The following is a 26,646-nucleotide window of genomic DNA, read 5'->3' as shown; positions in this document are numbered from 1 at the left end:
CGTCCGATAAGTCATGACGCTCGGCCGAGCCTTCGGACAAGGATCATGACGGCGGCGTAGAGGAAGGCCTGGGCCGAGGCGAGGGTTGCCTCCGGGTCTTTCCAAAGGCGGCGGTTGCGGCTGATCCAGCCGAAGAAGCGTTCGACCACCCATCTGCGCGGGCGCACGGCAAAGCCGACCTGATCCTTGGGTTTGCGCACGATGTCGACGGTGATGATCGTTGCGGTCGTGGGCCTGTCGCCGGCATAGCCTGCATCGGCGAAGGCCTTGGCGATGAACGGGAAGGTCCGCCGCGACAGGCGCAGCACCGGTCCGGTATCATCGCTATCCTGCACGTCGGCGGGCTATGGGTCGAGGACTGGAGCGCGTCCGTCCGTGTCGACAGGGCTAACGCTTACGGCCCTTGTACGGCCCTTGATCTTCTTTCCAGCGTTGTAGCCGCGCGGCCCTCCGCTCTCGGTGGTCTTCACGCTCTGGCTATCAAGCACTGTGGCGGTAGGCGAGGCTCTTCGATCGACCCGCTCGCGGTGCGCCATGACGAGGTGATGGTTGATCCGGCCGAACAGGCCGTCGTCGCGCCAGCGCGCAAAGTAGCCAAACGTCGTGCTGCGCGGAGGCAGGTCCTTCGGGATCATCCGCCACGCGATGCCGTCCCGCAGCACTGAGATGATCGCGTTCAGGAACTTTCGCGTCGTCCAGACGAGCAGACGAGCAGACGACCGCACGAAGCCGGCTCTGGCATCAGCGGCGCGATGACCGCCCATTCCGCATCGCTCAGGTCGGTTTCGTAGCGCAGGCGCGAACGGCTTATGCTGCCGGCGAGTGGTCGGGGTCCACATGGCAATTCCAGATCAGGCTTCGGCACCCTTCTGGAATCACCGCCATCCCGGCCACTCAACCCCTGCCGGATGTTATCGGACGGGCTCTGAACTCGCCCGCTTCCGCCGGCTCGACATCCGCTACGAGCAGCGCGCCGACATGCACCTCGCCTTCACTACCCTAGCTTGCGCCCTTTCACCCTCAACCAGTATCAACGGTTCTGTTAGACGCTCTTGCGGCCTTGTCGAAACCATCAAGCATTACGAGTGAATAAGCTTCTTCACCTCACCAGAACAGAAGGCAATATAATCCAAGACTGCCCTAGCATGCTCCATGCACACCGGACTGTTGCACACACAGATCCACCTATGTGGAACACTTCATTGCATTGATCTCGCCTAGTCTTTCAGCAACGGCCCGACCAGTAGTGGAATAGCTCAAGCGTCGCTCAAGGTCATCCTTCGCCCGAGCGCCTACGGCGCGGGCGATCTCTGGCTGCTCGTATAGTTTACGCATAAGAACCGCCGCATGCTCGATCGACGGTTCTGCCCATCGCAACCCTGCTTTGTAGGGATCGATATCCCGATCGAGCTGAACTTCCTCATAATCAACAAGTAAGCTGTTGTTATCATCCATAAATTCACAGTTACCCGAATACCGCGTCGCAATGACGGGTTTCCCAAGAAGCATCGCCTCAGCCATAGTTAATCCGAGCCCTTCGCTTCGATGGAGAGATACATAGGCATCGCCGCAATCGATTAGGCTCAACGTTTCATCGCGGGTGAAAACCGCGTCTATGATGTCAATTTTACTTTCCTCGGCTGCTGTCTTTAGTGCGTCCATAGATTTTGGGTATCCAGCTCCGAATGAGGTTTTGATGACGAGGCGAGCTTTGTCCGTCGAATTAAAGGCTTGTTTAAAAGCTTCAATCAGGCCAAGTGGATTTTTACGGTCCATAATGCTCGTCATATGAAATACGAAGACGAAAACGAATTCGTCATCAGGAATCTGAAACCGGTTCCTCGGCATCCTATCGAATACAGGCATCTCAATGCCCGGTGTTAATACATAAATTGGCTGACGGTAGTGACGACGTAAGCCATCAGCAATGAACTTGGTCGCTGTCCATATCTCGTCGCATTGCAGAGAGGCGCGGTTCCACGACTCGGGGACTTCACCGAATTCCCAATACCAGTATCCTATGCGATACGTTTTTTCATGCCGTGGTAAAAGACCGGCTAGCTTGTAAACCTCGTCAAACAACGGTTCAGGCTGAACGTGAATCAAGGTTGTGTCGTAGAACTCAAGTCCTTGAAAGTGGTGACCGGTCGGATCATCTGTCGCTGTCGAGACCGGCACGTTTCGTAGGCTAGCTGCGATACCATTCTCGCGCAGACCCTCTACAAGACTCTCTGTTGAGATCCGCAGGCCGGACGGGTAGGCGAAATGACCTAAGATATTGATGCCATGTGCGACGATGTCTTTGGCAAGCGTGCCCTTCCGTCGTGCCTCAACCCAACCGCGGGGCAAGAAAGACAGGCCAGATGCATGCGTGGCGAGATGATCAAGGAGCGCTCGTGCACTCGACTCATCGGTCATCGCCATCGGAAAGCACTTCTGCCATTCGGGACGAGCGGCATAGGCGACGCGAACCTGAGCAGCATCGCTCATCGTGCTAGGGTACTCTTGAACGAAGATCCTCTGATCGCGGACGCCGTGCAGATCCCACACCCATTGGGCCAAAGGGATAATGCCGAAGACCGTACCGCCATCAGGGATTGCCGCTTGCCAAGAGGGCGTACTAGCCCACGTCTCGCAGAGGGCCGCGTGCGGTGACTCCTCCAAAGAGAAGAGGAACCACCAGATATCCTCCCGTGTAATTAATCCATCTACGTATGCGTCAAACAATCGAGCGCAACTTGCATTTCTTCCTTCAGGGAGAAGATACAGCGGGTTGTCATTGCAGAAGGCGTGATCCTGAGCAAGGATCTGACGCGACTTTCCTCCGATGTCGGAAGCAAAGGCGGCATCGATGCAACGCACATAAGTTGTGCTCAGACCAAGCAGGCGCAGTCCATCGGTTTTAATCCACAGAGCGAAGCCACCCTGAGATCCGTCGCGGATCGGACGCGGGAATTGCTTGCGCAAATCGGAACGCCGCCAAAGGAATTCAAGAATAATTCGCGTACCATTTTCGAGGCTGGGTTCCATGAGGACTGGATCGAACGGCCACATGATAGCATCCCATGACATTCCAACAGCGGTTGCGATCGCGCCGAAATCATAGGGATTGAGGGGCTGGGCCGGAGGACCTGCAATAGTTTCAATATCAGCCTGCAGGCGTGTCCGACTGACGGCGGTGTTTGTACGCAAAACCTTGGGCTCGAAGCTTTCAGGATCAAGTGCAGGGTGGAAATAGGGATCTGCGGCAAAACCAAGACTTCTGAGACGCTTCGCAAATAAGATCTGGTCCCTCTGCGGGCTTTCAGTCCCACGTGACGCGCCTTCGTGGTGCACGAGGATGGCCGAGGGCAAGTAGACCGTACGGAACCCCATCCGTGCAACATCGAGACAAAATAAAACATCGCTGTAAGCAATAATAAATTCTTCGTCGTACCCGGAAACGAGGTCGAAAAGCGTTCGTCGAACGAGCTGGCAAGCTCCGGTGACAGCAGACAAGTTGCGCTGCGTGTCAGGTGAGCCAAACGGGCCCCAAAGATTGTGAGGCGTTCGATGAAAGACGTGCGCGGCGAGCGAGAAGAGACCGATGGCGACACCGGCATGCTGAATTTCGCCACTGGGGTAGAGTAACTTGGCACCTACAACGCCAACACCGGGCTCACATGCCGCCCGTACCAATTGCTCGAGCCAATCTGCTTGAACAATCTCTACATCGTTGTTGAGAAAAAGAAGAAATTCACCGCGAGCAGCTACGGCTCCTTTATTACAAGCGCGGGAATAATTAAAAGGCTCATTAAAATAGATAATACGTACCCCATTTTCGGATAATTCGCGATAAAGTTCGATTGTATGAAAATCGTCAGATTTGTTATCAACTACTATTATTTCTACGTTTTTATATGCTGTTCTATTAAAAATACCATTCGTACAGGTACGTAGTAAATGAGCGCGATTCCTGTTAGGAATAACAATTGAGACAAGTGGATGAGCTGAAAGCGTCCAACTTGAACGAAATGTTCCGTCGGAGGACCGTGAGACAGTAGCAGTATGACCTCGCCGTTTCCACGCGGCTTTCAGAACTTCATCATAATCTATATCGGACGAAGCAGGTAATCGCAAATCCTTATCATCGATCTGAATTCGATGACATAGAATATTTGCAACCCGCTCAACTTTATTTGTCTGCTCCGTAACTCGAAGATGAAGGTCCCACTGGGCCGCGGCTATCGAAAGTGACTGGGACATATCATTTGAATGACTAATAATATTTTTCAATAAGCATGTACGTATAGCCGTCAGATGACCGAAATAATCATAAGCTAACAAGAGCTCAGGTGACCATGAAGGTTTTAATATGCTCTTCGTACCGTCTATTGATAAGGTTGATTGCGACTCATCACTATAAACGAGGTCACAATTTGTTGTATTTATTGATCTCGATAGCTTTTGGAGTGCAGATGGATCTAGCGTATCGCCAGAGTTCAGATATATTGTAAAATCATACGTGGCGACAGACGCAGCGCGATATAAGAAACTGGAATTGTCAGACCCTGAAACAGGCACATACCTGCTAAATCCGCTTGAAGTATTTTTTCTACTTTTTTGAGGCGCCCCTAGCTCTAACCTACTATCATAGATTACTTCGAAGAAGAAGCCTGTTTGCCGGTGTAAGCTGCTAAGAGTATTATCAACACTTTCGTTTATACCTGGTCCTAAAATAATACTAAAGGTTGTAGATTGCCTTAACTTAGATTTAGCGGAGCTGAGGTTCATGATTGATTTTAAAGCAAATTTTCGCCCTTCTTTTTCGCCGTGACGAATATAATGGACGAGTGGGTTGTGACCTGCCTCAGCTACATCTGGGTTGGCAGTGATGTAAGCTAAAGTGTCGAAGCGTGGCCCTGCAGCGCGGCCCTCGGCAGCTCCGAGTTCAATATAATGTTCAAGCGGTGGAGATCTATAATTTTTTACCTCAGGGTATTGTTTAAGATACCACACTTCGTCAAATAGGTCTGAGCCGGAGATAATATCTTTGTTGCGCATCATGCGCTTACGCGCTTTGCGTTGTTCCTTGAAGGCGCTGATCTTTTTAATAATCATCTGTGGGCCAACTATTTTGTATTCGGGATCAACTATACGACAATTATTTATCTATAGTTGCGACTAGGCATAACTTTCAAACTACTTTATGATATCAAATCATTTCACTAAGATAGAACTTACAATATGATTTAGGGTAAAATGTTTAATTCTACTCAACTGTATTCCATGTAAAAAAATTTGCTCATTGAACCATTCAGAGTTTTAGCTTTATCTTAAATTTTCGTTATTCTACCATCCTCGTGCAAACTTTGTTTCTTTAGCGCCCGTAGACGTCCTCGACGCGGATGATGTCGTCCTCGCCGGTATAGGAGCCGACCTGGACCTCGATCAGCTCGAGCGGGATCCTGCCGGGATTGGTCAGGCGGTGCAGCGAGCCGATCGGCAGGTACACCGCCTCGTTCTCGTGCACGAGGACCAGGCGCTCGCCCAGCGTCACCTCCGCCGTGCCCTTCACCACCACCCAGTGCTCGGCGCGGTGATGGTGCTTCTGCAGCGACAGGCGCCCGCCCGGCGTCACCATGATGCGCTTGACCTGGAAGCGCTCGCCGATGTCGACGCGCTGGTACCAGCCCCAGGGCCGGTACATCCGCCGATGCGCGTCGGCCTCCGGATGGGCCCGGGCCCGCAGCACCCCGACCAGCTCCTTGACCCGGCCCGACTGCGCCTTCGAGGCGACCAGCACCGCGTCGGGGGTGGCCACCACCACCACGTCGTCGAGGCCGACCACCGTGGTCAGCCCCTCGCCCTCGCTGTGCACCAGGCTGTTGCGCGTGCCCAGGAGCTCGACCCGGCCGCGCACCGCGTTGCCGGCGGCGTCCTGCGGCAGCACCTGCCAGACCGCGTCCCAGGTGCCGACGTCCGACCACGGGAATGACACCGGCAGCACGCCGGCGCGCGTCGTGCGCTCCATCACCGCGTAGTCGATCGAGATCTTGGGCGCCTGCCCGAACGCCGCCGCGTCCAGGCGGACGAAGTCGAGGTCGACGCCGGCCCGCTCCAGCGCCGCCCGGGCGGCGGAGAGCACCGCGGGCGCGTGCGCCTCGAGCTCGGCCAGCATCAGGTCGGCCCGGAACAGGAAGTAGCCCGAGTTCCACAGGGCGCCCTCCGCGATCAGCGCGGCGGCGCCCTCCGCATCCGGCTTCTCGACGAAGCGCTCTACCGCGAAGGCGCCCTCGGCCTCCGGCAGCGCCCCCCCGCGGCGGATGTAGCCGTAATCGGTCGCCGGGCGCGTCGGCTCGATGCCGAGCGTCATGGTGTAGCCGGCCCGCGCGCCGACCGCCGCCGTGCGCACGGCGGCGGCGAAGGCCGGCACGTCGCCGATCACGTGGTCGGCGGCCATGATCAGCACCACCGCCTCCGGGTCGGCCTTGGCCGCGTGCAAGGCCGCCACCGCCACGGCGGCGGCCGAGTCGCGCCCCTCCGGCTCCAGGATGATGTCGCCGGTAATCCCCGCCTGCGCCAGCTGCTCGGCCACGATGAAGCGCGACTCGGCCGCCGCGATCACCGCCGGCCGGGCGAAGGTTGCAAGGTCGCTCACCCGGCGGGCGGTAGCCTGGAACGTCGATTCCGACGCGTCCACCAGCCGCGCGAACTGCTTGGGCATGCTCTCGCGCGATACCGGCCACAGCCGCGTGCCCGAGCCGCCGCACAGGATCACGGGCAGGATAGCCAACGACACTGTGGGGGATTGCAAGACTTTATCCACGTCTTTCAGCCAGCCCATTGTTTCGTTCGGCCCAGGGTCGCCCTGGCCTGTTCGAGCACGTCGGCGAGCGCCGCGTCCCAGTCGGCCTTAGGCGTCCAGCCTGTGGCCTCCGTTAGGCGCGTCGCATCGCCGGCCGCCACCGGGATCTCCGACGGGCGCATCCGGTCCGGTGCGACCCGGACCTCGAACGGCACCCGCGCGTGCCGGCGCAGGTCGTCCACCACGCTGGCGATGCTGCGCGGCCGCCCCGAGGCGACGTTGAACACCGACCCACCCGCGATGTCCAGGCCTCGCCCGATCAGATCGACATGTGCCCTCACCACGTCGCTGACCGGCAGGAAGTCGCGCTCTGCCGCTGACCTGACAGGCTGGCTTTGGACCGTGCTGATTGAGAGGATTAGCTTGGATCAGAGGAGTTGGGGACGAAGCGAGGACAGAGGTCAAGTGTGGAGTAGGTCGTGCTGATGTTGCGCCAGCTCGTGGTGCAGACGGTCCAGGGGAAGAGTAACGTCGTCGCACGTAAGAAAGCCGATGTTTTTCAGCAGGTTTAGCGCCGCTTACGTTAGGAGAATGGCGGTCTGAAGGCCGAACTAGCTAAGAAGATGAAAGCGCTGAAGTGCAATGACCCTCAATTGCAATGGCTAGTGGCCGACATGTTCTTGGAGAAACAAGTTATGGCGGACGTCACCTCGGGAAGATCGTGCTTTATACGGGGTTCATCGTTCAGCGCCCTTTCGTGCGCATTCCAGTTCGGCGCGTGAACAGTCCTGTGAAGTTCTTGCTTCTTTCCAAGATCGGCGTGGGCCGCCATCATGATGGGATCCGAGGGAGTGGTCGGAACTATTCTCGAGCCGCGCGCTCGACCGAACCGTCGCTCGAGTTTCCTCGGTCTCATCCGCTCCCGTCGCCCGACAGGAACCTCCCCCACGCCGGAGGAACTCGATGTTGCGTTATGCTGGTGTGCGGGCCTCAGGTCGCCATAACGGTCGCGACCGACCAGCGGAAGTCCGTCTTGTCGCGCCACATGCGGTGAAGCACGATCGCCGGCTTGCAGGCGACGGCCGCGAGCGCCTTCTGCATGCCCCAGCGCTTAGCGACGGCCAGCCTCCAGGCCTTGAGCGAGGACCACCGGCCGCGCCGGCTGGTCAGCAGCACGAGCGTGGCCTCAAACGGCGCGGCACGCATCATCGTGTCCCCGCATTTCAAGATCCGTCCGATCCGCATCGTCTCACCGGATTGGTAGAGCCGCGATGTCACACCGCGATGCGCCCCGACGGATCGCGAGCGTCCGAGCCGAGCCGGATCGTCGACGCAGGTGCGGTCGGTCAACGCCACGATCGGCCCGATGCCAGGCGCGGTCATCAGCCGCCCGCAGATCGGATCGGTACGGACCTTGGTCAAACAGCATCTTGTACAGCTTTGCGAACTAGGTCCGCAGCGCCGAGCGTGCCTCCAGCAGCAGCAGGACCACGGCCGCGACGAACGGCAGATCGAGCACGAGGTCGCGCACGCGCTGCTCGAACCCGGCGGCCCCCACGACGCCGACCTTGAGGCCGAAGTTACGCAACTGGCCGCGCAGGTCTCTCTCGATGTCTTAGGCCTTGCGCTGCAGGAGCTTGCGCGAGGTCAGGGACAGGTGGCGTTGCTGGCTGGCCGAGGTCTCGACGTGGACTGGCTTGAACAGGCCGAGCAGCATCACCTGGCCGATGCCCATGGCGTCGTTGCGGTCGATCTTGTTGATGCGCGCCGAGAGGGCGGCATCATATGGCGGGTCTCGACGCAGATCGCCGGGAGCCCGGCCACGACCAGGCTGGCGTAGAGCCAAGGCGAGAGCGGCCCCGCCTCCAGGCCGACACGCCCGTAGCTGTGCCCGAGGTCGACGAGATGCCGGCTAATAACCTCGGGATGGCTCTCGACGGTGGCGCGGTGAACGCCCTGCCGTGGGAATCGACGATGCAGATCGCGGTCCCCTTCACGGAAACATCGAGGCCGACGTGGTGCTGCTGGTCCATGGCAGGGCTCCGAGGTTGGTTCGGAGCACTATCATGCTGCTTCCACAGCGCGATGCACCCAAAATACTCCATCTAGCCCCCGAGCGACGCCGGCAGGCGGTCAACGGCATCCGGAAGAAGTACGGCCTCTGGAAGCGTCACGCCTGCCGAATCGTCGGCCAGCATCGGGGTACGCAGCGCTAAGTGCCCACCGTGCCGGCCGACGAGGATAAGTTGACCCGCGCCATCATCGCCCTGGTGTCCGAGTACGGGCGCGACAGTTACCGTCGCGTCACGGCACTACTGCAGGCAGCCGGTTGGCAAGTGGGCAAGGACCGATTTCAGCGCATCTGGCGTCGAGAGGGGCTGAAGGTCCCCAGCCGATAGCGGCCCCGCATCCGCCTATGGTTGAACGACGGCTCATACGTGCGGCTGCGACTGCTCTACCGCCACCACATCTGGGGCTTCGACTTCGTACAGGCGCAAACGCACGACGGCCGGAGCCTGCGCATCCTGACGCTGATTGATGAACACGCAGCCAGGCTTGTCTCGCGCTAAAGGTCGCACGGCGGATCGACAGCCTGGGCGTGATTGAGGCCCTAGCCGACGCGATGTGCCTCCACGGCATCCCAGAGCACATCCGCTACGACAACGGGCCGGAACTGAAATACCGCGCAGCGAAATGATCTCGAAGGTGCTGGGTAAATGGGTTGCCAAAGCCGGTTCTGAAATCAATTATATTTCCCAGCCCCCCCCCTGGGAGAACGACTACCGCGAGCTTTGACGGTAAGCTGAATGACAAGTGCCTACGCTGAAAGATTCTTTCTCTGCCCAGGGCGCAGATCGTAATGGAACCTAGCAGAACCCCTACAACTATGTTCGGCCGCACTCTTCCCTTGGGACCTCCCGCCCACGCCTGTCACCGTCCCAGATCTGGCCTTCCGACTACCTATGGCGCTGCCATGCAGTGTTCTCTTAACTGGCTCGGTCCAGAATACCAGCAAGATTAGACTTCTCGGCATCGGCCTTACCTTAAGCTTTAGGGGATCCGCTGGGATATCCCAGCGCACAGCTGTCGTCTGGACCGTCGCGGCGCCGCGACGGTGCCGCCGGCGGACAAGGCAGAGGCTGCTGTGTTTCCACCCCGGAAAACCAAGCATCGCATTGAGTGGCAGTGCCCGTCAGGTCATAAGGCGATCCGAGACGTTCGGTGCGCGCTCCGGTCCAACGGCGCTTATCCGAGCGGTCTGCCGAACTCAGCTTCAAGGAATGCGTCGAGGGCGGACTCGCGGATTGAGGGCGCCTCGAACGCCAGGGCCGCGAGATTCGAGAGCAGCTCGGCGAAGCGGTTGACGCGGCCGTGGGCGATCACGTGCGTGTTCGCATTCACGACGAAGATCGACAGATCCCGAATATCGGCCATCCGCACCATGTGAAGGTAATCGCCCCACCAGTGAGCGGCCGCCGGATTGTCAACTTCGCCCGCGGCTATGACGAGGGCGCGCATTGATTTCGGATCGGGATGTCGGGTGAGCCGCTCGCGCAGGTCGATCAGCCCCTCGGGCGTCGAGAGCGCCCGGATACCAACGAAGCGGATTCGCGCCTTCGTAGCGGCATCCGAGAACGTCTGTGGTGCGCAGGCGATGACCGTGGCCGACGGCAGGTGGATGCTCGCTGCGAGCGCCGCGTAGGCCCCCGACGATTGCCCGAACAGCAGAGCCCGGGCTTCGCCGACCTCGGGGACAAGGACGGCCCGGCAGAAGGTGTCGAGCTCGGGAAGACGTTCCGACCCCTGGTACCACCAGCTTACGGTGTCCTGAACGTAGACGACTGGACCACGCAGCGCACGGGCCGCCGCTAACATGAAGAACCGCTCGAGGTTGCCCGCGAAGATGATAGTGACGCACGCATGGGTCCCCGGCGGGCGGAACACGACGCATCCGACCTGATCCGCGACGGCATTCAGCTCGCCGATCAGCGCTCGTATGCCCTCCGCATTAAGGTCGGCGAGGCAAAGATCGCGCCGCTCGATGCGCACGGTCGAAAGCGGCGCCGGTTCCGCCTGTGCGGGCAAGCTCGCGACGAGGCTTGGCTCGGAAGACAGCGAGTGGCTCCTCCCGAGGACGCGGCCGAAAAGAGCTCCAAGCCGTGACGGCATCAGCGCTGCGATCGCCGCGCGGAACGCATCGCTGGATGCGACAGCTTCGTCGACCCGATCAATACCACGGCCCGACATCCTCCTCGGCGCAGTCGGCCTCCATCACTTCCGCCATTCGCGCCAGCGGCACTTCCCAGGGCTCGATCCTGGCCTGTCGCGCGGTCGCCGCCTCGTCCCAGGCCGCGTAGTGCTCGGCGATCAGGGCACAGAGGCGTGGGGTAGTGGAAGCCGTATCGATCCCGAACTCACGATGAGCGGGTATGTCGGAGGCTACCACCGGAAGTCCCATCGCCAACGCCTGCCCGATACCGAGATTGTAGCCTTCCCACTGCGATAGGCTGAGGTAGAGATCGCTCGCCGCGTAGAGCTCGGCCAACTCGACATCGGTCACGTTAGCGAAGGGCGTCAATCCGCCTGCTTTCACGTGGGCAATGTCACGATGGTCGCCCCTCCCCGCTTGCGCGAACACCCCCATCTCGGCCAGGTCGGGGACGATGAACGGCAGGTCGTCCAAGAGTTTGATGTAGGCATCGATCCCTTTGTAGCGCCGCTCCTCCGCACCGAAACGGCAGACGTTGAGCACGACGAAGCGGCCGGCGAAGCCGAATTTCGCGCGCAGATCTGCCCGCCGCCGCGCCCAGTCCGGCGTCCATGACGACAGGTGTGAGTTGCCGTTGCGTAGCACGACGGCGTCACGGCGAAACTGTTGGTCGCGGATCGCCCGGGAAATCACGAAGGTTCGGCGTGCCAGGGGAGCGACGAAGCGTTTCTCCCAATCGACGTCCTCGCGTTGGATCCGATCGGTGACGAACAGTTCGGGCGGCGGCTCGCCGTGGTCATACAGGTAGACCAGCGGTCGCCGTCCTAGGAAGCGCGTTACTGAGAAGAAGGGTGGCGTATGGGCGATGATACAATCGACGCCGTCCTCCACGGCGAGCGCGGCCGCGTCCATAGAGGTCCAGATCGCGACCCGGCGGCATCCCGGATAGGGACGGTCCCGACGCGTGGTCGGGCCGCCGACGATGACCTCCCAGTTGAGCCCGACCAGGAACGCGGCCTGCTGCGCCACCACCTCGGCGACGCCGTGGCCGATCCCATGAACGGACGACAGGATGAGCGCCCTGCGCGCGCCCGGCTTCGACCGCCGCCACGGCCGTACGACCCGCGGTGGGACCGCAAGGTGACCGACGTTCTGGAGCGACAGGTTCGGGCTGTAGGAAGGGTCGTCGCGGAACAGCGCCCCGTAGCGTTCGCGCACGTAGGTTGCCTCGCGACGCTGGCGCGCCAGCTTGTCGCGGGAGTCGTCGAACCCGCGCGATTTCGACTCATGGTGGATCAGGAGCGGCTCGGCGATGTAGAGGTTTCGATACCCGACCTCGTGGGCGCGCACGCAAAGCGCCGTGTCGTTGAACGCCACGCCCAGTCGTTCATCGAAGCCGCCGAGCTCCTCGAACACCGCCGCGCGGATCGCGAGGCATGCACCCGTCACGGCGACCATCTCGCGCGTGACGTCGCGCTGGGCCGCCCGGTCCGCCTTGACGCCGACCAGGCGGTGACCGCCAACGCCTTGGATTCCTAAGATGACGCCACCGTGTTGCACCGTCCGATCCGGGTAGAGCAGCTGCGCTCCGACCGCGCCGATTTCATGCCGAGCAGCTTGGTGGGCGAGCTTGTCCAGCCAGTCGGGTTGCAGAATCGTGGTATCGTTATTCAGAAAGACCAAAATCTCGCTTTCAGACCCAGCTGCGCCATCATTACAGATCTTGGCGAAATTGAACGGCCCCGGCGATGATAAGACGGTACAGCAAGGACGGGCTGCGAAAGCGTTGAGGTAGGCGAGCGCTGCGGCGTCCTTGGAATCGTTGTCGACCACCACGACCCGCATCCGGTCGCGGGGATAGGTCGTATGCTCGAAGAGGCTATCGAGGCAGGCTTCCAGGAACTCGAGCCGGTCGCGGGTCGGAATGACAATCCTCACCGGAGGCCAGGTCTTCTCCGTCGACGAGTTCGGATGGAGCGCCGATGCCGGCAGGCCACGCGTGGCGACGGGCTCGTAGACGCCCTCCTCCCCGTCTTCCGAAACGGCCCGATCGAGTAGGCTGTAGAGCGGCATCGGCACCCGCATCACGCGCGTCGCGGGCAGGCTGAGCAGGAGGCGGGCCCAAGCCGCCGAGGGATCGGCCGTCGTAAATGCCTGGGTCGCACGAGCACGGGTCTCTGCCGTGAGCGTTAGGGCGACGACCGGCCCAGCATAGGGGAGCCGTGCCATGAAGTCTGGGGCCATCGCCGGTTTGAAGACCGGATGGCTGTGGACGCCCGCATCGTCGATCCTGTCATGATCGCTGTAGGCCGCCAGCATCCCGAAGCTTTCGAGGGCGCGGGCAAGGACATACGAGGCCTGTGGGCGCAAACGCGCGCCGCTCCCGATGAGGATCAACACGGTGCCGTCGGCGAGGCCGGCGAGCGTCGTGCCTGGCTCACCGCCCACGAGGCGCGGCTCGGCGCCGACCTGAGCGGCGAGGGCCGCCTGCACCGCGTCGGTGTCGGCGTCGTTTGGCGAAACGTACCACGCGATAGCCGGCAGGGGCCGAACCGCTGCGTCCGCGGCGATGCGCGCCTCATCCGCCACACTCAAAGCCTGGAAGCGTTGGACCCATCGCTCGTATTTCGGCAGGCCGGTGGCGGTGTAGCCGGCCGCGCGGCCGATCCGCAAGAAATGCTCCAAGGGGGAGAGGCCCAACGCCAGGAACGACGGATGGCTCTCCGCATAGAAGGCAGTTTCGAAGCCCGGGCCGGGATCGCGCCACTCGCGCATCCCGTGGTCCAGCAGATGCGAGATCGGATCCAGGCCGACGCGCACGAGGTCGGGGTTCCGGGCTTTGTACCATTTGGCATCGAACAAGCCGCTGCGTTCCAAGAGGAAGCGCAGTGATCCAATGTCTCTCGCAAGCCAGAGACCTGGCTCCTCGATGTGCTCGCTGCCGAGGACGTGTAGGAATGTCGGGACCGTGAGCTTTCCCGCCTCGGGGAAGACGTCTAGATATGCACGTGTATCGAAATTCGGACCCGGATCGCGATGCTCATAGATGCCGTACTGGCAAAAATGAACGAGCGGCCCCTTTCGGAAGGAGCGAATTTCCGGGTAGCGCAGCAGGTAGAACTCAGGGTCGAAGAAGCCGGAAGCTTGCACGGCATCGAAGACCGCTGCTTCGGTCTCGCTACTTGGTATATGCTCCAGGGTCTTGGCGGATCTTTTACGAAAGAAGCGCATGAGAACGGGATTTCCATGTGTGGCGTCTGGTAGGCGGACTTAATTCCGGCCGTGCATTTATACCCTGCGCCTACGTTGGACGGGGCGACTAATCACAAGTTTGGAGAGACGGCAACAAAGGTCGTTGAAAAGCCATCAAAAGGCAAAGCGTGTCGCCCTAGCCTCACCGGACGAGCAATCGCGTGCGGGGCTCCGTCAGCGGCTAGGTTTGCGCCCGGACACTCGTTAACGTCCGGTTAAAGCATGCGATGCGTTCTCGAGGTAGCAGCTGTGGCCGAACGGACCGTAGACCTTCTCGGACATCACCGACGGGCGATTGGCGCCCTGGCCTGCCTTGCGGCGGTCGCGCTGATGGTCGCCGCACCGGCCGTGGCTCAGGTTCGAACGCTTCCGCGCTCCGGCGGCAACACCGTCCTGAGCCGGCTCAAGCTGACCGTCAACAAATCCCAGACCATTAAGGTCGACAGCATATTCGCAGACGTTCTAGTCGGGTCGTCGGAGATTGCCGACGTCGTGCCGATCAGCGATCGGACGATCTACCTGTTGGGAAAGAAGACCGGCACGACCAACGTATCGCTGATCGATGCCGAGAAACGGCTCGTTGGCCTCCTCGACATCGAGGTGCGTCCCGACGTCGAAGCGATCACCTCGCAGGTCCGGCAGAGCACCGGCCAGGGTAGCCTGACCGTGGGCAGCCAGGGTGATCGTCTGATCCTGGGCGGCGTCGCATCCGATGGGCCCGCCGTCGACCGCGCGATGCAGGTTGCCCCCCCGGGCACCATCAACCTAACTAGGGTCAAATCCCCGCAGCAGGTGATGCTCAAGGTCCGCTTCGTGGAGGTGAACCGTACGGCAGGGCGAGAGATCGGCGCGCGCTTCGAGTTCGGCGGCCCGCGGACGCTGGCCGCGGTCGGCAATTTCGGTGGCCTGAACCAGGCGACAAGCACTCAGAACCCGGGCACTGGGCTCCTGTCAGGGCTTGTCGGTACGGCGGTCAGCGCCGCGACCACCGGCGGCGTGCCGTTCGGAACCTTAGTACAGTCGTTCGGCGGCTCGTCGCGCCAGCTCGACGTGTTCATCAGCGCCCTAGAGACCAAAGGCCTTCTGCGGCGATTGGCCGAGCCGAACCTCATCGCGCAGTCCGGAGAACGGGCCGAGTTCCTCGCCGGCGGCGAGATCCCGATACCGATCGCCAATCAGACATTCAACGGCTCGCCGCAGATCACGGTCTCCTACAAGGAGTTCGGCGTGAGGCTCGCCTTCACCCCAACGGTGTTGCGCAACGGCCAGATCAACCTCCAACTCGAGCCGGAGGTTAGCCAGATCGACCCGACGCTCGCTGTCGGCGTCGGCGGCGGCGTCTCCGTGCCGGGCCTGACCAAGCGCCGGGCGCGCACCAGCGTCGAGTTGCGCGACGGGCAGAGCTTCGCGATCGCCGGATTACTCCAGACCCAATCGACACGCACCATCGAGCAGTTGCCGTGGCTCGGCTCGGTGCCGGTGCTGGGGGCGCTGTTCCGCAGCCCGTCCTTCCAGGACAGCGAGACGGAGCTGGTCGTCATTGTGACGCCGGCGCTCGTGAACCCGGCCAAACCAGGCCAGGTGCTCGCCTCGCCGCTCGACACGACGCTGCCGGCCAACGACGTCGACTTGTTCGTCAACGGTAAGATGGAAATTGCCCGGGACACGCGTACCTTCGTGACGTCGCGTGGTGGCGCTATCGGACCGCACGGGCACATTGTCCCGGCCCCCGAGGCCGGGTCGCAAATCTTGGTGCGTTGATGGCGACGATGCCCCGGCCCCATCCGGCGCGATGTCTCACCGCCGCCCTCGTCTGCGTGCTGACGGCAGGATGCCAAGACGCTTATCTGGCCCGCCGCGACACGCTTACACTCGGCTCGGGCGAGGCCGTCCAAGCCAACATTGCCAAGCACGTCATCAACCCTTGGCCGGCTCACGCCCAGCAATATGATCGGGACGCGAATGGCGAGCGCGCTCAGCACGCGATCGAACGCTACCGCAACCCGGGCTCGGGACCGGGCGCGGGCGTGGGCGTGGGCGCGAGCGCGCTTCCGCCTCCGGTGCCCGTAGGGTCGTCCAACGCACCGCCAATCGGAGGGTCCGGTTTCCGGTAGGGCGCCTGCGATGCGAGGATGTTTGACAGATCAAGGGACCGGGGGCGGGCTCGAGGCGGCACCTGCGCCGGAAGGGCGGGCGCCCTATCCTATGCGCGCCGACCCGCCGACGGCGAGCTCGCACGACCGCGTGATCCGCTGATCCATGGGGTGCGATAGAGGCTTCGGCCCGGTGCTGATCGACCTGGCCGTTGCCGCCGTCCTAGTTTGGGCAGCGACCGAGGACCTGCGGCGGTTCCGCATCCCGAACCGCGCCGTCGCGCTTCTCGCGGGCGGCTTTCTCGGCGCCTCTCTCCTGCAGGGCCATGTGGGGCTGCTCCTTGTCCACGTCACCTTCGCCGCCTGCGGTTTCGCCCTGCTGATCGGTGCGTTCGCGGCTCGGATGATCGGCGGCGGCGATGCCAAGCTGCTCGGCGTCGCGCTTCTCTGGCTCGGACCGGAAAGCGCCCTCGCTTTCGCCATCCTGCTGCTTTGCGCCGTGCTGCTCTACACCGCGGGAGCACGCTTCGGACTCGTGCCGTCACGGACGACGAACGGGCGAACGCGCATCCCCTTCGGCCCTTGCATCTCTGCCGCATGGCTCGTTGTGATGGGACTGCAGCGTGCCTTGTTATAGTTCCTCACGAGGGAGAGCGGCCTCCTTGTTCGGACCTTCGGGCCACGTACGGGCATGTAATTGACTCGCCCGAAGGGTTAAGCAATCGTGAATCCACTCGGGCCTTATTCTCGTAGGATGAGGCGAACGGCGGGCGTCGCAGCCGAGCAAGGGTAGGATGAATTGGGTATGCGTTCCTTCGTGAAAGATTTCCTGCGGGATGAGGGCGGTGCAGCCATGGTGGAGTACGCTCTCCTCGTGGCGCTGATCGCGCTGGTGGCCATCGTCGGCGTCTCCGCCACGGGGACCAGCATCAACTCCCAGTTCGCCAAGATTAGTTGCAAGATCTCGAACCCATCCGCCCCATGTGAGCAGCCGTGAGACTCTCACCCAGGATCACGCTGCTGATCGCTCTGGTTTTCGGGCTGCTAGCCGCCTTCCTGGCGCATGGACTTATCCAGGGGCGTCCTGCAGTGGTCGGCCGCACTATCGTCGTCGCCCGCGGACCAATCGCTGCAGGCGCCGTTCTGACTCCGGAGAACCTTCGCGAGGTGGCATGGCATGCGACCGATCCGCTGGACGGATCCTTCGCGCATGTCGGTGACTTAGTGCGCGACGGGCGGCGCCTCGCCCTCGCGAGCATTCAGCGCAACGAGCCGATCCTCGCGCCCCGTGTCACGGCACCTAACCAGCGCGCAACGCTGTCCACCCAACTCGATGAAGGCATGCGCGCCGTCACAGTCCGCGTCGACGAGGTGCGGGGCGTCGCGGGCTTCGTCCTGCCCGGCGACCGCGTCGACGTGATCCTGACCCGCGGCGAGAACGGGGGCCTGGACTCGGCAGCCTTCGCCGACGTGCTTCTTCAGAACGCCAAGGTACTCGCAGTCGACCAGATCGCCACAGAAGGCCAGGATAAGCCGACGGTGGCGCGAGCCGTCACCCTGGAGTTGACGCCCCAGCACGCTCAGAAGGTGGTGCTCGCGCAGGGCATCGGGCGGTTGTCCCTGGTCCTGCGCCAAGCCAACGAGGCCGACGACAGGCCGAGCATCCGCGTCACGGCGAGCGACCTCGGTTCGGGCGAAACGATCGAGCGCGACCGCATCGCCGAGCTGGAGAAGCGCCTCGAGTCGATGCGAAAGGCCGACGACGAAGCGCGCGCCGAAGCCGACCGGAAGGCGGCGCAACGTCTGTCGGAGATGGAAGCGCGGATGCGGGAGCTCAATCGTCCCTCGGCCATGGCGTCAATGGGGCCTCCTGCTGCCGCCAAAGCGCCGCCGTCCGGATCGGTGATCAATGTCATCCGGAATGGTTCGAAGACTGAATCCTACACGGTTGCCGCGGAGCGGTGATCAGCGGCCGGCGATCGGGCTGATCGCCGACCCAGCGCTGGCGACAGGCCGCGGCGCCTATCGTGAGAACGGACAACAGGTACAGGTCTTCCAGTGCGATGCTTCATCGTTGGTGCGGATTCGCAAGGCGCCGCGCGGCTCGGCTCGGTTGCCGCCGATCTCGGCTTCACCGTGTCGACGCTCGCCGCGATGGATGCGCTTAGGATCGACAAGCAGTTCCTGGCGACGCCGCGGGCGCTCGTCCTGTTGGCCGATTCCTCCCTCGCGTTCGATGCCGCAGACTTCGCCGTGCAGGCAGCCGGGCAAGCCTTCGTGGTCATCGTCGCCGACACCGTCGTGCCGGAGGCCTACAAGGCCTTGGTGCGCTCCGGCTCAGGCGAATGGATCCAGTGGGGAAGCTGCGAGGCGGAGCTTGCGGAGGTGGCGCTCAGCTTTTCCGCGCCCGCTCACAGCGACGGAGGCGCACGGGTCGTCAGCTTCCTGCCGAGCAAGGGCGGGGTCGGCAACACGACCTTGGTGATCGAGGTGGCGGTTCACTTGTCCAACCGGCTCGCCAACTCTCGTCGGGGAGGCGCACGCGTCGCCGTCCTCGACCTTAACCTTCAGGGAGGCACGCTGGCCGACTGCCTCGATGTTGAGCCCCGCTTCGACATCGCCGAGATCATAGGACGCCCTGAGCGCCTGGACGAGCAACTCATCGAAGTCTTCACCAGCCGCTACGCGAACCGCCTCGACATCTTCGCGAGCCCGATGCGCGCCTCGGCCGCCGAAGAGGTCGGACCGGGCCTCATTTTCACGTTCATCGACGCGATCAGCGCTCGCTACGACGCGATCCTTCTCGACTTGCCCGAGACCTGGCTCGCGTGGACCGACACGTTGATCCAGGGCTCGGACGCCGTCGTCGTAACTGGGACCACCACCGTGCCGGCCCTCCGCCGCCTATCCCTTCGGCTGGCGCATGTCGCCGGGTTGGGTGTTCCCGAGGGCAAGCGCGCCGTGGCAGTCAACCAGGTCTGCACTGACCTCTTCGGACGGTTTAAGCGCCGTCCCGAAATCGAGCGGGTACTTGACGGGCATCGCCTCTTCTTCGTGCGCCGTGACGGCTCTGCCCTCGAAGACGCCTCCGATTCCGGGCGCCCGCTGCTCGAGTCGGCCCCCGACAGCCGCGTCGGTCGCGACATTCGTCGCCTCGCGACCTGGATCGAGGGAGTCGTCGCTGGCTCGGCCGCCGCCGCGAAGGGCGGCGAGGCCGACGCTCGGGAAACCGATCCCCGCAAGGCGCTCGGCCGGCAGGGGGGCGCCGCATGAAACCGGGTTTCTCCGACCGCTGGCGCGAGGCACCCGGCCGACCGGCTACCAACGAGACGACACCGGAACCGGCTCCGGCCGCGATCGCGCCCCGTGCTATCCTGCCTGACGCTCCGCCGCTGACGTCGACGCCCGGGACGGCGCTGATCGATGCTAAGGTCCGGCTCCACGGGCGCATCATCGACGAGTTCAACCTTGCACTGATCGACAAGCTGTCCACGAGCGATCTCGCCCGGCAGGTGGTCCGCTACGTTGCGGACTATGCGACCCAGGAGCGGCTTACGCTCAATCAGCGCGAGTTGGAGGCCTTCGCCGCCGACATCGTTGACGAGATGATCGGCCTGGGACCGATTGAACCCCTTTTGAAGGATCCGAGCGTCACTGACATCCTCATCAACGCGCACATGTCGGTTTACGTCGAGCGGGGCGGCCAACTTCAACTCAGTCCCGTCCGCTTCAAGGACGAGGCGCACCTCCTGCGTATCGTCAACAAGATGGTCGCCGCCGTTGGCCGCCGCGTCGACGAATCATCGCCGATGGTCGATGCGCGCTTGCCCGACGGCTCGCGCGTCAACGTCGCGATCCGTCCTGTAGCGGTGGACGGACCGCTGGTCTCGATCCGAAAGTTCTCCAAGAAGCCGATCTTGATGGAGCGGCTGGTCGAGCTCGGTGCGCTGCGTCCGGCGATCGCCGAGCTGCTGAAGGCGGCGGTGAAGGGCCGCGTTTCCCTCGTCGTCTCCGGCGGAACGGGCTCGGGCAAGACCACCATGCTCAACGCCCTGTCCTCCTACATCCCATCGACCGAGCGGCTCATCACCATCGAGGATGCGGCGGAGCTGCAATTGCAGCAGCCCCATGTGGCCCGCCTGGAGACTAGGCCGCCATCTGTCGAGGGGCGGGGCGAGATCCGTCAGCGCGAGCTTTTGAAGAACGCCTTGCGCATGAGACCCGACCGCATCATCCTCGGCGAGTGCCGCGGCGAGGAAGCGTTCGACATGCTCCAAGCGATGAACACGGGCCACGAGGGCTCGATGACTACGGTGCACGCCAACACGCCTCGCGATGCGATGTCGCGCATCGAACAGATGATCGGCATGGCCGCTGCTAACATGTCGGTGTCGTCGGTGCGCAGCCAGATCGCGTCGGGCATCACCCTCATCCTCCAGCTGCAGCGCATGACCGACGGCAAGCGTCGCGTCACCAGCGTTGCCGAAATCACCGGCATGGAGGGCGATGTCATCCAGATGCAGGAAATCTATACGTTCGCGCGCGAAGGTGTGGACGATCGCGGGGCCGTCGTCGGACAGTTCCGGGCCACCGGCGTGCGACCGAAGTTCCTGACCGAGCTCCGCGCGCAGGGCGTCGAGATGCCAGGGGCGTTTTTCGATCCCCGAGCAGCGCTGTAACGCCATGTCGGTCGGATCCTTGCTGATCTACCTCGCGGTCTTCGCCGGAGTGGCGTTTGCCGTCCAACAGGGCCAGATTGCTGCCTCGACTCTCCTCCAGGGACGGAGCGCGACCCGCAGGCGCCTCGATGCGCTCGCAGGCGACACTATGCCCGACGAGCCCGCGGCTCTCCGTCGCCGCGCCTCGCGGCTCGGCACGTCAGCACCGGCTCGGGCGTTAGCGCGCCTTTTCCTGCAATCCGGGACGGCGATGACGCCGGCGGGTCTCGGCAGCCTCGTCGCCGGACTGGCAGTCGTGCTGTTCGTCGCCCTGCCGTTGCCTAGCGCCCCCTTGCGGCTGCTCGCGGCGCTGATCGCCGCCAGCAGCCTTGTGCTCGCCTGGCTGCGCGTGAAGCGCGCGCGGCGCATCGCCAGCTTCGGCGAGCAGTTGCCGGAAGTCCTCGACGTCATCACGCGCTCGTTGCGCGCCGGCCATCCTCTGCCCGTCTCGATGGCGTTGGTCGCCCGCGAGATGCCTGAGCCGGCCAAGAGCGAATTCGCGCTCGTGGTCGATGAAGTCAATTACGGGCGCAGCTTTACTGAAGCCCTCGAGAACCTCTACCAGCGCGTCGGCTATCCGGAGTTGCGCTTCGTCGTCGCCGCGGTCTCAATCGGGCATCAAACGGGCGGCAACCTGGGAGAGATCCTGGCTCGCCTCTCGCGCATGCTGCGCGACCGCTTCCGCCTGTCGCGCAAAGTCCGGGCCCTGTCGGCGGAAGGTCGGTTCAGCGGCTACGCCCTGAGCATCCTGCCCGTAGGGTTGTTCGCCCTAATCAACATCCTCAGCCCGGCGTACTATGCCGAGTTCTGGAAGAGCCCGTCCTCGAGCACGGTTCTGGCAATCAGCCTCGTTCTCCTGCTGATCGGCAACGCCGTGATTCTCCGGCTGGTGAACCTAAAGGTTTGAGCGCCGTGATCGCGTCTGCGTGGGCCGTAGCCCAGTGACCCTGCTCCTCATCACGATCCTGGTGTTCGCATCCGGAGCGCTTCTCGCCGCCACGGGGATTCGGCTGGTCGGGCAGCGCGACCGCGTGCGCCGCCGCTACGGCGTCCTCGCCACGGTCGACTTCCCCGACGGCGAGGAGACGCGTGGGCCATGGATCGACCCGGCCCGCCTTGGCTTTGATCCGGCGGCGCAACGGGTCCTCAGAGCCGAGCTGATCCGCGCTGGATACTTTGAGCCGTCCGCGGTGACGACCTTTGCTCTGTCCCGCATCGCCCTGCTCTCGTTCCTGCCGCTCGCCGGCTTTGCAGCCGGCGCCGTCCTATTGCCGGTCTTCGGCCTCATGGAACAGGCGGCGTTGACGTTAACGCTTCTCGCCGTCGCCTACTATCTGCCGAGCGCCTACCTGAGCCGCCGCCAACGGATCCTGGAGGTGCGCTACCGCCAGACGTTCCCCGATTTCCTCGACATGCTCGTGGTGTGCATCAATGCAGGCTTGAGCCTGGAAGCGGCGCTGCAACGAGCGGCGCGGGAGCTCGGCCGTGGTGACACAGAGTTCCGCACCAATCTCGACCTCATGGCCGGGGAGATGCGCGCCGGCAAAAGCACGGGCGAAGCGTTGCGAACGCTCGCCGAACGCCTGTGCCTTCGCGAGGCGCGCTCGTTTGCGGCCCTGCTTCAACAGACGATCGAACTCGGTACCGACCTGACTCAGGCCCTTACCGTCTTCTCCGATGAGATGCGCGACAAGCGCATGGCGCGCGCTGAGGAGAAGGCCGCGGCGCTCCCACCGAAGCTGACGCTTCCGCTCGGCCTCTTCATCTTCCCCGTCGTGCTGATTGCCGTTCTGGCTCCGGCGGTGATGCGCATAATGCACGTTCTGGCTGGTTGACGGCCGCCATGCCCGCCACGAGCACGACAAGTCAGAGGGCGCTCAACCGGTGCGAGGAGGGCGCGGCGATCCTCGAATTCGCTCTGGTGCTGCCTTTGCTGCTGGCGCTGCTCGCCGGCGGGTTCGAACTCGGTCGGGCGCTCCTCGTCCAGTCCGCCATCACGGAGGCGGTTCGCGGAGGGACGCGCTACCTCGCACGCGTACCGGACCCGACCTGCCGTTCTGTCTGCTCGGCCGGCGCGGCCCACGCGGTGGCGCTCGCGACCGATCAAATCGTCGAGAACACGCGCCTCGCGCTGTCCCAGGTGCGGGTCTATCCCCTCCCGGATCCGCCCTCAGGCACCGTGATGATGATGGCGGAAGTCGTATTGTCCGTCGACATGCTCGGCTGGGTCGGTCTAAGCCCGACGATGAGGCTGACGGCCATCCATCAGGAGGCTCGCGTTGCGGAATGACGCGCCGCAGGTCCTGATCGGCGAGGAGGGGGCTGCATTGATCGAGGCTGCGCTCGTCCTGCCTCTCATCCTGCTACTTGTGTTCGGTCTCATGGAGGTGAGCTTTTATGCCTGGAACCTGAATCTGGCAGCCAAGGCGGTCCAGCTCGGCGTCCGTCGCGCGATCGTGTCCGATCCCGTCGCCACCGGTCCCGGCCTGGTTCGCACGGAGAGTGCTGCCTACTGGCGGGACCTCCCGCCGGGCCTGCGCTGTCTGCCGGCGGGGCGGGATCCGAGCCCCTGCCCGACCTTCGCCGTGACGTGCGATCTTTCTACTGGCTGTACGTGCCACGGGAATGCCTGCGGCTTCACCCCGTCGGGCGGGCGGCTCGCGCCGATCCTGGCCGCGATGCGAGCCGTATTGCCGGGCATCCGCTCGGAGAACGTGCAGGTGAGCTACGCGACTAACGCTCTCGGCTATGTCGGCCGGCCGCCGCCCGTACCGGTGGACGTCACCATTCGTCTCATTGGCCTTGAGTATGAGTCCCTCATCCTCGGCGACCTGATCGGACGCCGCATCCCGTTGCGCGCTTCCGCGACGCTCCCCGGCGAGGACCTTACATCCCGGTGATCGCCGATCCGCCTCGATCTCGGCAGATGCTGCGGCACGCGGCGACCGTCCGGCAGGACGAAGCCGGTTTCGTACTCGTCTTCTTCGCCATCTGCATCCCAGCCCTGCTCGGCCTCGTTGGACTGGCCGTGGACGGAGCGCGGCTCCTGATACTCGACACGCAGGCCGCCGCGATAGCCGATGCCGCGGCGCTCGCCGCCGCAAACCGCCTCGATCGCTCCGCTGGCGCCATAGCGGCGGCGCGCGGCGCAGCGCTCGCGCTCGACAACCGCGTCACGCTGGCCAACCTAGGTGGCGGGCGGCGCCTCAGCCTGCGATTCGCCGCCAACCTCTCGGACCTCAAGGCCGGCGCGACGAGCCCCCTCGCCGAGACCGCTGGCACCTCCGCGGTCTATGTGGAGGCGACGACGTCGGAGGTCTCGCTCGATGCTAGCCTGCTCGCCCTACTGGGGGGCCGTTCAGCACGCGTGCGACGCCGCGCCATCGCTGAATCGCAGTACTACGCCTGCGATGTAACCCCCGCCGTCCTGTGTCAGCCTGACCCGGACGCCTTCGCGGCGACCGTACGCCCCGGACGGCAGTACCTCCTACGCATGGATGGCAACCGCGTCGCTGGATCGATCGCGCTCCTCGACCGCCCCGACCGCGTCGGGACGCGTCAGAGCTTGCAAGACCTAGCGGGCGACAGGCCCCAGTTCTGCTACGGCGACGGCGTCGTCCTGCGCACCAACGTCGCGCCCGCTGAATACGACGACGCGCTCAACATCCGCTTCGACCGTTACTTCGGACGCGCCGGACCGGTGGCCCCCGATCTCGCCGTTTATCCTCCGGCACCGATCGTGGTGCAGGGGCGGCGCTACGAGACCTGCGCCTCGCCGATCAATGGCTACAGCACAGCGCCGCCGTTCGCCTTGCCGCGCGACAGCGCCTTCCAGGGCCTGAGGCTGTCCGCTCCCTGGGACCAAGGGGCGGGAGATTGGCGCACGGCCGGACCGGTCGGCAGCCTCGGGGCGCGCTCTGCGCTCGACGAGTACGTGTTCTGGAACCACGACAACAAGTCGCCGAACCTTCAGGCGCGGCTGCGAGAGTCGCCGACACGCTGGGATCTGTATCTGCAAGAACTCGGCCTCGACCGAAGTAGCGAGGGCGAGCCCGTCGATACCCGCAGCTACGGGTCCGCAACTGCGACGATCCCGAGTGGGGGGCCGGCGAGCAGTCCCCTACGCGAGCGCGCGGCGCCAATTTGTTATGCCGGAACGCTGCCGCCAACGCAGGCGCGGCGACGCATCCTCTACCTGTCGATCGCGGATTGCACGGCTTTTCCTAACGCGGCCACCGCCGCAAACCTTTCGCAAAGAGTGGCCAAAGTCTTCGTTACCGAACCGTCGGATCTCGGCGCGACACTGGTCGAGTTCGTTGGGCTGCTCACGCCCGCCCAGGACGACGGCAAGCTGCGCCACGTGGTGCAGCTTGTCGAAACGGACTGACATCCGCGGACTGAGCAGCACAGGACCGAGGTCAGGCATGGCTTACGGGGGGGCCGTCGGCGAACGCCGTGGCCGGATGCAAATTGGGAGGATCCACAAAGTCGCGGAACGCTGCGACCACCCGCGTACGCTGAAGCCGCAAGTGCGGACGGACGACGAGCGGGACCGGGGTAGCGCGAGCGACGCTGCACGACGAGAAGGGGGCAGCACCTGCGACGGTGCTGCCCCCTTCTCGTCTGCGCCGGTCGGTTGAAAGCTACCGGATCGTGCCGTTCGTTCCATTGGGGAAGAAGCCGGTCGGCGTGCCGTTGGCGTTGAGGTAGGCCACCCGAAGCACCTGTTGCGGCGTACGGGCGAAGACGAGGCCGTCGACATCTGTCGGTGTGATGTTGATCGTTGCGTTGTCGCCGATGCCCTGATCGTCCGCCTGGGGGCCGTCGACCGCGTCGCGGGCGCCAGAAATCAGGCTGGCCTGCTGCAGAAGGTTGCGCGAGTACAGGAAGGTGCGAATGGCCCCGGCTTGGTACGATTCCGTTGCGAGGAAGCCGGAGGCGTTGGCGAGGAAGGTCTTGTTGCGGATCAGCGGCGCGGCACCGGCGAGAGCCGTGACGCAGACGTCCTCGAAGATGAAGGCCGCTTGCAGGAAGTTGTTCTCGTTGGCGTAGGGATCGAAGGTGTCGTTCGGCCCGATCAGCCCGGCCGAGCGGGCCGCCAAGGTGAAGGCGAAAGCTAAGTCGATCGCAGGACGCGCGATCGGCGTACCGCCAAGGACGTTGGTAATCGTCGCACGGAGGCTATTAACATGAGCCCGCTCGTCACGGGCGAGTTCGTTGGCAAAGTTAGCGATGTATTGCGTTGCGAAGGTGATTTGCCGACCGCCCGAGACAGGACCGAGCGTGCCGGACCCACTGACTTCAGCGTCGGTCAAGCCGCGCCCGACGGAGGCCCGCAGGTAGAATTCGGCGCCGAGATACTCGAAATTGAGAGCAAAGTTGGCGATGTCTAAGTCGCTCGGCGCAGCCTGCGCGGAGGCGGTCGTAGCGCTTCCACCAAGGATGGCGGCTCCGAGCCCGGCGAGGCCTAGGGCCTGTATGAAGCCACGGCGGCCCTGGGCGACACTGACCTCCGGACCGTCGGCCGGCCGGAAAACATCGTTGGCGAAGCGGGGCATGCTTTGAGTCATGATCGGAAATACCTCG

Annotated in this window: 17 protein-coding genes and 3 pseudogenes; 12 read left to right on the top strand and 8 right to left on the bottom strand. The window is 63.3% G+C overall.

All coding sequences use genetic code 11. From position 1 onward, the window contains the following. Positions 1-11: 11 nt before the first annotated feature. The 5 genes and pseudogenes from ACFZ8E_RS25495 to ACFZ8E_RS25475 all read right to left on the bottom strand — a co-directional run bounded on the left by ACFZ8E_RS25495 (position 12) and on the right by ACFZ8E_RS25475 (position 8,820). Positions 12-839: pseudogene (locus ACFZ8E_RS25495) on the bottom strand (IS5 family transposase). Between the two features lie 346 nt (positions 840-1,185). Next, entirely contained in the window at positions 1,186-5,100 is a 3,915-nt protein-coding gene (locus ACFZ8E_RS25490) for a glycosyltransferase (protein WP_405044210.1), read from the bottom strand. Between the two features lie 259 nt (positions 5,101-5,359). Beyond that, entirely contained in the window at positions 5,360-6,796 is a 1,437-nt protein-coding gene (locus ACFZ8E_RS25485) for a mannose-1-phosphate guanylyltransferase/mannose-6-phosphate isomerase (protein WP_405044209.1), read from the bottom strand. Between the two features lie 17 nt (positions 6,797-6,813). Further along, positions 6,814-7,197 (bottom strand): NAD-dependent epimerase/dehydratase family protein, encoded by a 384-nt coding sequence (locus ACFZ8E_RS25480; protein ID WP_405044452.1) that lies wholly within the window; start codon positions 7,195-7,197, stop codon positions 6,814-6,816. A 580-nt stretch (positions 7,198-7,777) separates the two neighbouring features. Further along, positions 7,778-8,820 (bottom strand): annotated as a pseudogene (locus ACFZ8E_RS25475) (IS110 family transposase). A 72-nt stretch (positions 8,821-8,892) separates the two neighbouring features. Here ACFZ8E_RS25475 and ACFZ8E_RS25470 point away from each other — a divergent pair. Continuing rightward, positions 8,893-9,756 (top strand): annotated as a pseudogene (locus ACFZ8E_RS25470) (integrase core domain-containing protein); the annotation flags it as partial. Positions 9,757-10,033: 277 nt separating this feature from the next. On the opposite strand, the gene ACFZ8E_RS25465 reads toward ACFZ8E_RS25470, so the two are convergent. Together ACFZ8E_RS25465 and ACFZ8E_RS25460 are read right to left on the bottom strand one after the other, a co-directional pair. Then, the gene (locus tag ACFZ8E_RS25465) at positions 10,034-11,035 is read right to left on the bottom strand and encodes a hypothetical protein (protein ID WP_405044208.1); all 1,002 of its coding nucleotides are present in this window, start codon (positions 11,033-11,035) and stop codon (positions 10,034-10,036) included. Further along, positions 11,016-14,228: a glycosyltransferase gene (locus ACFZ8E_RS25460; RefSeq protein WP_405044207.1), complete on the bottom strand. Its 3,213-nt coding sequence runs from the start codon at positions 14,226-14,228 to the stop codon at positions 11,016-11,018. Before ACFZ8E_RS25460 ends, ACFZ8E_RS25465 begins: the two co-directional genes overlap by 20 nt. Before the next feature lie 270 nt (positions 14,229-14,498). Between ACFZ8E_RS25460 and ACFZ8E_RS25455 the strand changes: the two genes are divergently transcribed. The 11 genes from ACFZ8E_RS25455 (at position 14,499) to ACFZ8E_RS25405 (ending at position 25,447) form a co-directional block, all read left to right on the top strand. Then, positions 14,499-16,010: a type II and III secretion system protein family protein gene (locus ACFZ8E_RS25455; protein WP_405044206.1), complete on the top strand. Its 1,512-nt coding sequence runs from the start codon at positions 14,499-14,501 to the stop codon at positions 16,008-16,010. A 525-nt stretch (positions 16,011-16,535) separates the two neighbouring features. Then, complete coding sequence (locus tag ACFZ8E_RS25450) at positions 16,536-16,979, top strand: prepilin peptidase (RefSeq protein ID WP_405044205.1); 444 nt, start codon at positions 16,536-16,538, stop codon at positions 16,977-16,979. Positions 16,980-17,147: 168 nt separating this feature from the next. Beyond that, on the top strand, positions 17,148-17,339 hold the full coding sequence (locus ACFZ8E_RS25445) for a Flp family type IVb pilin (protein ID WP_405044204.1): 192 nt from the start codon (positions 17,148-17,150) through the stop codon (positions 17,337-17,339). After that, positions 17,336-18,307: a Flp pilus assembly protein CpaB gene (gene cpaB / locus ACFZ8E_RS25440; protein ID WP_405044203.1), complete on the top strand. Its 972-nt coding sequence runs from the start codon at positions 17,336-17,338 to the stop codon at positions 18,305-18,307. Before ACFZ8E_RS25445 ends, cpaB begins: the two co-directional genes overlap by 4 nt. A 93-nt stretch (positions 18,308-18,400) precedes the next feature. Then, positions 18,401-19,615 carry a CpaE family protein gene (locus ACFZ8E_RS25435; protein WP_405044202.1) on the top strand — a complete coding sequence of 405 codons (1,215 nt, stop codon included), beginning with the start codon at positions 18,401-18,403 and terminating at the stop codon, positions 19,613-19,615. Next, positions 19,612-21,021 (top strand): CpaF family protein, encoded by a 1,410-nt coding sequence (locus ACFZ8E_RS25430; protein ID WP_405044201.1) that lies wholly within the window; start codon positions 19,612-19,614, stop codon positions 21,019-21,021. The genes ACFZ8E_RS25435 and ACFZ8E_RS25430 overlap by 4 nt, the downstream gene beginning before the upstream one ends. Positions 21,022-21,040: 19 nt before the next feature. Next, complete coding sequence (locus ACFZ8E_RS25425; protein WP_405044200.1) at positions 21,041-21,967, top strand: type II secretion system F family protein; 927 nt, start codon at positions 21,041-21,043, stop codon at positions 21,965-21,967. 34 nt (positions 21,968-22,001) lie between these two features. Then, a complete protein-coding gene (locus tag ACFZ8E_RS25420; RefSeq protein WP_405044199.1) occupies positions 22,002-22,895 on the top strand; it encodes a type II secretion system F family protein in 894 nt (297 codons plus the stop codon). Positions 22,896-22,903: 8 nt separating this feature from the next. Then, positions 22,904-23,350, top strand: a complete 447-nt coding sequence (locus tag ACFZ8E_RS25415; protein ID WP_405044198.1) for a TadE/TadG family type IV pilus assembly protein — start codon at positions 22,904-22,906, stop codon at positions 23,348-23,350. Beyond that, positions 23,340-23,960 (top strand): TadE/TadG family type IV pilus assembly protein, encoded by a 621-nt coding sequence (locus tag ACFZ8E_RS25410; protein WP_243951533.1) that lies wholly within the window; start codon positions 23,340-23,342, stop codon positions 23,958-23,960. The genes ACFZ8E_RS25415 and ACFZ8E_RS25410 overlap by 11 nt, the downstream gene beginning before the upstream one ends. After that, entirely contained in the window at positions 23,957-25,447 is a 1,491-nt protein-coding gene (locus tag ACFZ8E_RS25405) for a TadE/TadG family type IV pilus assembly protein (protein ID WP_405044197.1), read from the top strand. The genes ACFZ8E_RS25410 and ACFZ8E_RS25405 overlap by 4 nt, the downstream gene beginning before the upstream one ends. Before the next feature lie 256 nt (positions 25,448-25,703). On the opposite strand, the gene ACFZ8E_RS25400 is transcribed toward ACFZ8E_RS25405, so the two are convergent. Further along, positions 25,704-26,618, bottom strand: coding sequence for a ferritin-like domain-containing protein (locus tag ACFZ8E_RS25400; RefSeq protein ID WP_405044196.1), 915 nt, complete (start codon positions 26,616-26,618; stop codon positions 25,704-25,706). Positions 26,619-26,646: the final 28 nt, after the last annotated feature.

This window comes from Methylobacterium sp. HMF5984, assembly GCF_045033435.1.
In the GTDB taxonomy this organism is placed as follows: Bacteria; Pseudomonadota; Alphaproteobacteria; order Rhizobiales; family Beijerinckiaceae; genus Methylobacterium.
Note: the sequence above shows the minus strand (reverse complement) of the source record. Positions and strands in the feature narration are given on the sequence as shown.

What these genes read in the sequence shown, in the direction of transcription:
- ACFZ8E_RS25465 (WP_405044208.1), bottom strand. Translation starts at nt 11,035, where the DNA reads ATGTCGGGCCGTGGTATTGATCGGGTCGACGAAGCTGTCGCATCCAGC.
- ACFZ8E_RS25460 (WP_405044207.1), bottom strand. Translation starts at nt 14,228, where the DNA reads ATGCGCTTCTTTCGTAAAAGATCCGCCAAGACCCTGGAGCATATACCA.
- ACFZ8E_RS25490 (WP_405044210.1), bottom strand. Translation starts at nt 5,100, where the DNA reads ATGATTATTAAAAAGATCAGCGCCTTCAAGGAACAACGCAAAGCGCGT.
- ACFZ8E_RS25430 (WP_405044201.1), top strand. Translation starts at nt 19,612, where the DNA reads ATGAAACCGGGTTTCTCCGACCGCTGGCGCGAGGCACCCGGCCGACCG.
- ACFZ8E_RS25400 (WP_405044196.1), bottom strand. Translation starts at nt 26,618, where the DNA reads ATGCCCCGCTTCGCCAACGATGTTTTCCGGCCGGCCGACGGTCCGGAG.
- ACFZ8E_RS25415 (WP_405044198.1), top strand. Translation starts at nt 22,904, where the DNA reads ATGCCCGCCACGAGCACGACAAGTCAGAGGGCGCTCAACCGGTGCGAG.
- ACFZ8E_RS25445 (WP_405044204.1), top strand. Translation starts at nt 17,148, where the DNA reads ATGCGTTCCTTCGTGAAAGATTTCCTGCGGGATGAGGGCGGTGCAGCC.